Consider the following 10,261-nt stretch of genomic DNA (forward strand, 5'->3'; position numbering starts at 1 on the left):
TAGCACTACAAAGTAACGCAAAAGACGTGATCAGTGTTTTCATAAAATTATTATTATTGAGCATATGTGTCATACCAGATTGCAAACAAAAGCGCACAATTGCAACTACTTTATGAAGCGCTTTTAGGTTTGGATCAAACTCCCTTCGATTCATGCTTTTGATCTACCATTTTGCGAGGCCTTTGCTAAGCTTAAAATCTCTATAGGGGGATTTTCATACTGTGAAAACAATAAATATCAAAGATTTAGAACCTGGCATGTTTGTTGTGGGCGTGATTAAACAAGCTGGCCATGTCAGAGTGAAAAACCAAGGTTGGGTAAGGGATGAAAAAGGGATCAAAAGCTTGATCCAATCCGGCGTGCTCGAAGTGGAGATCGATCCGGATAAAACCTTACATCATACTCAAGAAGAGATCCCCATCGCGGAAGAGGTTGTGCAACCTGTTAAAGCCGACCCTTGGCATAAGTCAGTGCCTGTTGAAGCAGAGTTGGGGCAAGCAACTAAAATGTACGAGCAAGCAAAACAGCTACAAGAAAAAGCTTTTAGTGATATTCGCGATGGGCGATCTATCAATGTCACAGAGTTCAAAGAGACGGCTTCTGGATTTATTGACTCAGTATTTAGAAACCAAGATGCTCTGGCCTGTATTGCTCGGATCCGTGATAAAGATGGTTACCTACTGGAACACTCCCTGAATGTGTCCATTTTAATGAGTATTTTCGCCAAGCATCTTGGCTTTGATAGAGCGCTCATTGAAGAGCTTGCCACTGGGGCCTTGCTTCACGATATCGGCAAAATCAAAATTCCTGATGATATCTTACAAAAACCTGAAAAACTCAGTGACAATGAGTTTGAAGTCATGAGAGAGCATGCTAAGTTCAGCCACGACATCGTCAAAGATAGCGGACTAGGCGACATTGCTACTGAGATTGCAGGGTTTCACCATGAACGACTGAATGGCACGGGTTATCCATATGCGATAAAAGGCGAAGAGCTCTCGCAATATGTGCGTATGATCTCCATTGTCGATGTATACGATGCATTGACAGCTGAGCGAGTATACAAAATAGGTATGACCCCTATTCAAGCATTTAAAAAGCTCAAGGCAGGCTGCCCACATGAGTTTGATGAAACATTGCTCAATCAGTTTATCCACTGCATTGGAATGTACCCCGTTGGTACCTTAGTTAAGCTCAAAAGCCACCGAGTTGGCATCGTTGCAGCGAGTAACCCGGACTCACCGCTTCAACCTGTCGTCAAAGTATTTTATAACGCTAAAAATATGTTTCATGTTGAAGTACGAGATGTTGATCTCAGTGACAAGCGTATTGATGATGAGTTAGAAGCTGCGGTCAAGCCGGAAGAATTCGGCTTGGATTTGATTAAATTCTTCCGCCATTCGATGCTACCTTAGCATATAACGCGCTAAGGTAGCTGATTGCGATTAGATTATGGGATCCAGTCTTGCATTGCGCTCAGGGTGAACTCTATGCCATCAAAATCAAATAACGCTTGCTCGGGTGTGATCTCGACAATAGTCAATGCGCCTAGATTATCGCCCTCATACAGTTCACGATTATTCAGTTTAATCCAGCGTTTTTCGGGCTCGGTAGCATAAATGTGTGCTTGATATCGCAAAGATGGAATGCTGTTTTGCAGTCGTGGTGGCAATAGTTCTATCGGTGTTGCATTGGCAGTCCCACGGCTAGTAGATACAACATCTCCGTCTGCACTTGCCTCTCGATAGCTTGTCGGTTGCGTCTCAGCAACAGCTTGCGCAAAAGCTTGCTTTAGCTCGTCTGAGACATTGTCTAATTCTTCCTCTTGCTGCGCCTCAGTGGTCACATTATTTTGAGTCATGCCGTTTAATGGTGCGCCCACAACACGATACTGCCCCATATTTTGATTGTTCATCGTCGCCATAGGTTGCTGCGCATAACCCATATTGGGTTGAATGAATTGTTGATTGGGTACAAACTGTTGCATTTGCGGAGTCTGACCCTGCACAGGGACATTTATCACCTGACCTTGACTATTCACTGGTACTAGCTGTTGTGAATACACTGCTCGACCACTGGCATCAAAACCGACCTGCACTGACATCCATTGATAACTCATTTGATTGTTGATAGCAGTGTTGAACTGTGGCTGCATCTGCACAGGCACTTGTGCCATCACCTGCCCTGTTTGGGAGAGCGGTTGCGTGGCTATATTTGTGGCGGGAGCAACCTGTGTTGCAGGCTTACTAGATGGGGCAGCCGGCTTTTCTGCTACGGGTGGTTGTTCCGTATTTTCAGCCTCTGTTTCAGTTGCTACAGCCAAAGTAGTCGCCTTTTCTACATGAGGCTCAGATTGCACAGACTGGCCTACCATAAAGCCAGCTCCCAATGCGCATACAGTTAGAAGTCCACCACCTAACCCCATGCTCAGACGCTTATAAAACGCTACTTGTGCACTTTGTCGCGCCTGCACATAATCTTGCTCAGACTTTGATTGTTGTTGTGATTGTTTTAATGCGTTGACAAGATAAGACATAGTGCACCATTAAAATATAAATGAAAGACCAAAGCCGCAGGCAAACATCGCCGCAACCCAGCCAGAAACCAAAGCAGGCACATTCAGTGCTCTTTTTTGTTGCTCTGGAATTAGATTCAGCGGCAAGGCTTCTTTTGCAGCTTCTTGTGCTATTTGCTTACTGACCTCTTGTTGCTGCGCCGAGTAAGCGCCCAACAAACAACGATCAGCAAGTAAGTTAATCAGCCTTGGGATCCCCGCCGTAACCTGATGAATATATTGGATCGATTGATCACTAAATAGGTTGGCTTCACACCCAGCTTTATTGAGCCGGTGCTTAATATATGAAAAAACCTGCGATTCTGTTAAAGGCAATAAATGATATCGTGCTGTGATCCTTTGGGCTAACTGACGTAACTCGTTGCGCTGGAGTAATTGCTGTAATTCTGGCTGCCCAACCAACACTATTTGTAGTAACTTTTTGTGGTCAGTTTCTAAATTAGTTAATAAGCGTAATTGTTCAAGTACCTCAGCAGCCAAGTGCTGAGCTTCATCGATAATCAGCATGGTGTGGCCACCCTGCTCATGATTTTCCAGTAATCTCGCTTTTATTACATCAGTCAAAGACTTTAATGACGCTTCTTTAGCATCGTACTCGATGTTGAGCTCATCACAGATACTGGCTAGTAGCTCCATTTCCGACAATGCCGGATTCAATACGAATGCAACCTGAGTTGATTCGGGCAACTGCGCTAACATACTCCGCGTTACGGTGGTTTTCCCCGTTCCCACTTCCCCTGTTAGTAGTACAAAGCCGCCAGCATCCCCAAGTCCATAGGTTAAATGTGCCAACGCTTCTTTGTGGCGATCACTTAAAAATAGAAACTCAGGATTCGGCGCAATTGAAAACGGTTTCTCCGTTAAACCAAAGTAGCGTAAATACACGATATGTCTCTTTATTGTTAGAATGCTGCCTATAATGGCAAAAAATCACTTTAAGTTAAAACATTGTTTGCTTAATCGCCCCTGAATTTTTCATGAATTTAGGAACAAACATTTTAAACTCAGAGTGATAGTGTCATAGTAGAATATCAATAAAAGATGTATTTAGGATTGCTATGAAGGTGTACTTGGTGGGCGGCGCAGTCAGAGACAAATTGCTCGGCCGACCCATTTTAGAGCGAGATTATGTGGTCGTTGGTGCCACAATCAGAGAGATGCTAAAACTTGGCTACCAACAAGTAGGTAAAGACTTTCCGGTTTTTTTGCACCCCCAGAGCAAAGATGAACATGCTCTAGCTCGTACTGAGCGCAAGCAGGGACAAGGCTACACAGGGTTTATTTGCGATTTTGCTCCAACGATTACACTTGAAGATGATCTGATCCGCCGAGATCTGACAGTCAATGCGATAGCAGAAGATGATCAGGGTAATTTGATTGATCCCTATCATGGTAAAGCCGATCTCGACAACAAGATCCTACGCCATGTAAGTGACGCCTTTAGTGAAGATCCACTGAGGATTTTGCGAGTTGCCAGATTTGCAGCCCGATATAACCACTTGGGCTTTACCATTGCTCAAGACACTCTCCAGTTAATGAGTAATATGGTTGCTGCGGGAGAGCTTAAAACGCTCACCAAAGAGCGTGTGTGGATGGAAATAGAAAAATCACTCAAAGATGGGGCTATTCACATCTTCACCAATGTTTTATCTGATCTCAATGCCTTGTCTTATGTGACTCCTTGGCAAACACACTGGGATCAAAATACGGCAAATACGATTGCCGATCAGATATCCAAGTTAGATCAAAATAACGAAACCTATCTGAGATCTGCGTTTAGTCTGTGGCAATATCATTCAGATCTGAATGGCTACGATTTAGAGCAAACGCATAAGATCCCAAAAGCCTATGCGGATACCCTGCGCGACCTTCAAACGAACTTACCATTTTTACAATCAGTAGATTGGCATGCAGAAACTGTGATGACCATTTTAAACCAACTAGATGCATGGCGTCGCCCAGAGCGCTTAAGTGTGTTTATAAACACTGTACGAGTCATTGATGATCACTGCGCTGACAAAGCCATTGAACTCAACAAATCATACAAAGCAGCCAGCAATGTGAAAGCACAAGAAGTCATCGAATTAGGTGCCCAAGGACCAGAAATTAAAAAAGAAATGGATAAGCTGAAATTAAAGCGCATCCAGAGCCTATTAGACCTAAACTAAACTTACATTGGGGAGTGCAATCATTCAGTCTGCACTCTCACTCAATCAGACCTCCATTAAATTGTACAAAAAACAACTAAATTTTTAATCTTGTACAATGTCATAAAATTTAACTTGATCACAAAACAAACAAATATATATAGTACCTATAACATATATAACAATTTATACACACAAGGTCTATTGACCAAAACCTACATTTAAAAACATGAAAAGGAATTGCAATGCATAAAAAGCATCAGCTTGCCGCTGCCATTACTGGTATTCTATTTTCCACATTGTCTAGCACATCTGTATTGGCGCAGGTCACTCACCCTAAAATGGTGACAGCACCAGCTTCTAGCACAGTCGTCAAAGACAGCTATATTGTCGTATTTGAAACACCAAATACCATTGCAGCTGACACCTTAACAGCAAGAGCTGATTTCAATAGGGTCCAAAGTCAAAACTTGGTGAATCAACACAACATCAAACTAGAAAAAACTTACTCTGCAACCCTTAACGGCGCGCTAGTAACAGCATCAAAATCTCAGCTTTCTGCATTACTTTCAGATCCGAATGTAGCCTTCATTGAGCCAAACCGAGTTATCACCTTAGATGCGACAGTCAGTGCAAAACAATCAAATGCCACATGGGGTCTAGACAGAATCGACCAACGTGCCCTGCCGCTTGATTCAAACTATGTATATAACTTCACAGGTTCAAATGTGACTGCTTATGTTTTAGACACCGGTATTCAGGTTGACCACACCGAGTTTAATGGCCGTGCCACGAGCGGATTCGACTTTGTCGATAATGATAACAACGCTGATGATTGTCATGGCCACGGAACGCATGTTGCAGGTACTATTGGCGGCGAAACCTACGGTGTTGCTAAGAATGTTGACTTAGTCGGCGTACGAGTATTTAACTGCCAAGGAAGCAGTTCATTAGCCACTATCATTGATGGTGTTGAATGGGTTACGGCAAATGCGACATTGCCTGCTGTTGCTAATATGAGTTTCCGTACACCTGTCAGTGCAGCGCTAAATAATGCGGTTCAAGCAAGTATTAACCACGGGGTCTCAATGGTCGCAGCTGCGGGTAACGATAATGGCAATGCCTGTAACATCTCTCCAGCAAGTGCGCCAAACGCTATCACAGTAGCTGCATCAACGAATACAGATCAGCGCGCTAGCTTCTCAAATTTTGGTAATTGTGTCGATATTTTTGCACCAGGACAAAGCATCACTTCTGCTTGGATAAACAATGGTGTAAGTACCATCAGTGGTACGTCGATGGCAGCGCCACACGTTGCCGGTGTTGCCGCACTTCACCTACAGCAGTCGCCTAACCTGACGCCAGCGCAAGTGACTGCAAGAATACTAGGTGATTCAACTACCAACGAAATTGGCGATCCACAAGGTTCACCTAACCGCTTGCTATATTCTATTCACGAAACTCAACAGCCACCGTATAGCCAATGGGTAGGCGCATATGGCTATACAGCTGGGGGCTGGCGAGTAGAAAACCACCCACGCATGATGGCGGACGTAAATGGCGATGGTAAAAAAGATGTGGTTGGCTTTGCCAATGCAGGAGTTTACGTGTCACTTTCAAATGGCGCATCGTTCTCTTCTCCACGTAAATGGGTAGGCTCATTTGGATACTCGGCTGGTGGTTGGAGAGTTGAGAACCACCCACGTATGATGGCAGATGTAAACGGCGATGGCCGTGATGACGTTGTAGGCTTTGCTAATGCTGGTGTGTATGTATCATTGTCGACTGGTTCAAGCTTTACCCCACAACAAAAGTGGATCGGCAGCTTTGGCTATAGTGCCGGCGGATGGCGTACCAATCAGCACCCTCGTATGATGGCTGATGTAAATGGCGATGGTAAACAAGACGTTGTTGGCTTTGCTAACGCAGGGGTTTATGTTGCAGTTTCGACAGGAACAAGCTTTGGCCCAATGCGCCAGTGGGTTGGTAGCTATGGCTACACAGCTGGTGGTTGGCGTGTAGAGAACCACCCTCGCATGATGGCTGACGTGAATGGCGATGGCAAACAAGACGTTGTCGGCTTTGCAAATGCAGGCGTTTATGTGTCGCTTTCTAATGGTTCATCGTTCAGTTCACCTCAAAAATGGATAAGTAACTTTGGTTATAGTGCAGGCGGCTGGCGCGTTCAAAACCACCCTCGCTTTATGGCTGATGTAAATGGTGATGGTCGCGATGACGTGGTAGGGTTTGCTAATGCAGGTGTGTATGTTGCACTTTCAACAGGCACAGGATTCAGCCCAATGCGCCAATGGGTAAATAACTATGGCTATACGGCTGGTGGCTGGCGCGTTGAAAACCACCCTCGATACCTTGCTGATGTAAATGGCGATGGCAAGAAGGATGTAGTTGGTTTTGCAAATGCAGGAGTATACATTTCAACATCGAATGGCAGTAGCTTCTCGGCGCCTAAACGCGTCGTAGATAACTTTGGCTATAGTGCTGGCGGATGGCGAGTACAGCAGCACCCACGGATGATGGCTGACGTAAATGGTGATGGCACAGAAGATGTCGTAGGTTTTGCAAACGCAGGTGTTTACGTTGCACCAATGAAGTAATAATAAATATTTTGGGTTTATTGAAATCAATAAGCCCCAAATACAAAAAACCCGGCAATCGCCGGGTTTTTTAATCGCGATTCGCGAAAATCAAAAAGAAGTTAGATTACTTCTTCTTAACTGCTTTTTTGTTTGGAAGGTCAGTGATTGAACCTTCGAAGATTTCAGCAGCTAGACCGATTGACTCGTTCAATGTTGGGTGAGCGTGGATAGTCAGTGCCACGTCTTCTGCGTCTGCACCCATTTCTACCGCTAGGCCGATCTCACCAAGCATTTCACCTGCGTTGATACCAACCATTGCACCACCGATAACGCGGCCTGACTCTTTATCAAAGATAAGCTTAGTTTGACCTTCAGTACGTGCTGAAGCGATTGCACGGCCAGATGCTGCCCACGGGAATACCGCAGTTTCAATCTTAAGACCTTGCTCTTTTGCTTCTTTCTCAGTGACACCAACCCATGCAATTTCTGGATCTGTGTAAGCGATTGAAGGGATACACTTAGGATCGAAGTAATGCTTCTTACCAGAGATAACTTCTGCAGCAACGTGTGCTTCGTGTACCGCTTTGTGTGCAAGCATAGGCTGACCAACGATGTCACCAATCGCGAAGATGTGGTCAACGTTTGTTTTCATTTGCTTGTCTGTGTTGATGAAGCCACGTTCGTCAACAGCAACGCCCGCTTTGTCAGCGTCAAGTAGCTTACCGTTTGGTGTACGACCAACAGCAACCAATACTTTGTCGTAGCGTACTTGGCCTTCAGGTGCTTGCTTACCTTCGAATGAAACGTAGATACCGTCTTCTTTCGCTTCAACAGCAACAACTTTCGTAGAAAGCATTACGTTGAACTTGTTCTTAACGTACTTCTGGTAAACCTTGATGATGTCTTTGTCAGCAGCAGGTACTAGCTGATCAGCAAATTCAACAACATCGATGTCTGAACCTAGTGCACGATACACAGTACCCATTTCAAGACCAATGATACCACCACCTAGTACAAGTAGCTTGCCAGGAACGTCTTTAAGCTCAAGTGCACCCGTTGAATCAATGATACGCTCATCTTGTGGAATGAACGGAAGGCTTACTGGCTGTGAACCTGCTGCGATGATTGCGTTATCAAACGTCACTGTCTTAGTGCCGTCAGCGCCTTCAACTGCGATGGTGTTAGAACCTGTGAATTTACCGTAACCGTTAACTACGTTAACTTTACGCATCTTAGACATACCAGCTAGACCGCCAGTAAGTTGACCGATTACAGACTCTTTCCAAGTACGGATTTTGTCTAAATCGATTTGTGGAGCACCGAAAGTTACACCGTGAGAAGCCATTTCAGCTGCATCGTCGATAACCTTAGCGACGTGAAGAAGTGCTTTTGAAGGAATACAACCTACATTCAAGCAAACACCACCTAGGGTATCGCGAGATTCAATCAATGTAACATCTAAACCTAGGTCTGCTGCACGGAATGCTGCAGAGTAACCACCAGGACCACCGCCTAGTACAACAACTTGAGTTTTGATTTCGTTGCTCATGTTATTACCTTAACTATTATTCGAACGGGACTCTACTCAACTGAGTATCCGCACCCAATTTGCCTGCCGGCCGCCAAATTAGGACAAAACCAACAGAGAGAGTTTTTTGTGCGCGAAAGTGTATCATTCGCACTCACTAATGTCCCGTCCAATTATCAGACAGGACACTAAAAATACAACAAAACCGCACAACTTGTGTTGGGCGGTTTTGATTCATCTTACATCACTAGCTGACGGATATCGCTCAGGTAGTTTGCAAGTGTCACAGTAAAGCGTGCTGCCAGCGCCCCGTCAATTACACGGTGGTCGTATGAACAGCTTAGCGGCACCATTAAGCGCGGCTCAAATTCTTTACCATTCCATTTCGGCTTCATCTCAGACTTAGACACACCTAAGATAGCCACTTCTGGTGCATTCACGATAGGTGTGAATGACGTACCACCGATACCACCAAGGCTTGAGATTGTGAAACAACCGCCTTGCATGTCAGCAGCAGTCAGCTTACCGTCACGTGCTTTCTTAGACACTTCCATCAGTTCACGAGAAAGCTCGATGATGCCTTTTTTGTTCACGTCTTTGAATACTGGAACAACTAGACCATTTGGCGTATCAACCGCAACACCGATGTTCACGTATTTCTTCAGAATTAGGCTCTCACCATCTTCTGAAAGCGAAGAGTTAAACGTTGGGAACTCTTCAAGTGCTTTTGCAGCTGCTTTCATTACGAAGACCAATGGCGTGATTTTCACACCCATTTTCTTCTTCTCAGCTAGCACATTTTGCTCTTTACGGAACGCTTCTAGTGTTGTGATGTCTGCTTCGTCAAACTGAGTAACGTGCGGGATTTGTACCCAGTTACGGTGTAGGTTTGCACCAGAGATCTTTTGAATGCGAGATAGCTTCTTCTCTTCAACTTCACCAAACTTGCTGAAGTCCACTTTCGGCCAAGGAATTAGGCCAAGCTCGCCACCACCGGTGTTGCCACCTTTAGATAGCTGACCTGATTCAACTTGCTTCACTAGCTCTTTCACATAGTTTTGAACGTCTTCTTTAACAACACGATTCTTACGGCCGGTTGCTTTAACGCGCGCTAGGTTGACACCAAACTCACGTGCTAGACGACGCACAACTGGTGATGCGTGTGCGTACTGATCGTTCGCAACAAAATCATCTTTTTGTGCAGATGCAAGGGCTGCTGCCGGCGCAGGTTTTGCTGCAGGAGCCGCTGCTGGCGCTGCGGTTGGTGCCGGCGCAGCTGCAGGTGCAGCTGCCGCACTGCCTGCTGTTTCAAATACGAAGATTAAAGAACCTGTCGATACTTTATCGCCAGCGTTTACTTTGATCTCTTTAACAGTACCAGCAAATGGTGCCGGTACTTCCATAGAAGCCTTAT

Annotated in this window: 7 protein-coding genes; 3 read left to right on the forward strand and 4 right to left on the reverse strand. The window is 45.0% G+C overall.

The window, feature by feature from the left end; all coding sequences use genetic code 11:
* The first annotated feature begins 221 nt into the window (after positions 1-221).
* Entirely contained in the window at positions 222-1,415 is a 1,194-nt protein-coding gene (locus tag N480_RS23480; RefSeq protein WP_081231976.1) for an HD-GYP domain-containing protein, read from the forward strand.
* Positions 1,416-1,450: 35 nt separating this feature from the next.
* Here the strand turns inward: N480_RS23480 and N480_RS23485 are convergent, their stop codons facing one another.
* Both N480_RS23485 and N480_RS23490 read right to left on the reverse strand, forming a co-directional pair.
* A complete protein-coding gene (locus N480_RS23485; protein WP_063374850.1) occupies positions 1,451-2,536 on the reverse strand; it encodes a general secretion pathway protein GspB in 1,086 nt (361 codons plus the stop codon).
* A gap of 9 nt (positions 2,537-2,545) precedes the next feature.
* Positions 2,546-3,460: an ExeA family protein gene (locus tag N480_RS23490; protein WP_063374851.1), complete on the reverse strand. Its 915-nt coding sequence runs from the start codon at positions 3,458-3,460 to the stop codon at positions 2,546-2,548.
* A 173-nt stretch (positions 3,461-3,633) separates the two neighbouring features.
* On the opposite strand from N480_RS23490, the gene N480_RS23495 reads away from it, so the two are divergent.
* Both N480_RS23495 and N480_RS23500 read left to right on the forward strand, forming a co-directional pair.
* Positions 3,634-4,743 carry a tRNA nucleotidyltransferase gene (locus N480_RS23495; RefSeq protein ID WP_063374852.1) on the forward strand — a complete coding sequence of 370 codons (1,110 nt, stop codon included), beginning with the start codon at positions 3,634-3,636 and terminating at the stop codon, positions 4,741-4,743.
* Positions 4,744-4,967: 224 nt separating this feature from the next.
* On the forward strand, positions 4,968-7,337 hold the full coding sequence (locus tag N480_RS23500; RefSeq protein ID WP_063374853.1) for a S8 family serine peptidase: 2,370 nt from the start codon (positions 4,968-4,970) through the stop codon (positions 7,335-7,337).
* 106 nt (positions 7,338-7,443) lie between these two features.
* On the opposite strand, the gene lpdA is transcribed toward N480_RS23500, so the two are convergent.
* Positions 7,444-8,868: a dihydrolipoyl dehydrogenase gene (gene lpdA, locus N480_RS23505; RefSeq protein ID WP_023400801.1), complete on the reverse strand. Its 1,425-nt coding sequence runs from the start codon at positions 8,866-8,868 to the stop codon at positions 7,444-7,446.
* A gap of 218 nt (positions 8,869-9,086) precedes the next feature.
* Positions 9,087-10,261 (reverse strand): dihydrolipoyllysine-residue acetyltransferase (gene aceF, locus N480_RS23510; protein WP_063374876.1); only part of this gene is annotated, 1,175 nt, incomplete at its 5' end.

Source organism: Pseudoalteromonas luteoviolacea S2607 (assembly GCF_001625575.1).
Classification (GTDB): Bacteria; Pseudomonadota; Gammaproteobacteria; order Enterobacterales; family Alteromonadaceae; genus Pseudoalteromonas; species Pseudoalteromonas luteoviolacea_E.

Bases quoted from the DNA above. Each gene is read 5' to 3' on its own strand.
- N480_RS23485 (WP_063374850.1), bottom strand. From the start codon at position 2,536: ATGTCTTATCTTGTCAACGCATTAAAACAATCACAACAACAATCAAAG.
- N480_RS23495 (WP_063374852.1), top strand. From the start codon at position 3,634: ATGAAGGTGTACTTGGTGGGCGGCGCAGTCAGAGACAAATTGCTCGGC.
- N480_RS23500 (WP_063374853.1), top strand. From the start codon at position 4,968: ATGCATAAAAAGCATCAGCTTGCCGCTGCCATTACTGGTATTCTATTT.
- lpdA (WP_023400801.1), bottom strand. From the start codon at position 8,868: ATGAGCAACGAAATCAAAACTCAAGTTGTTGTACTAGGCGGTGGTCCT.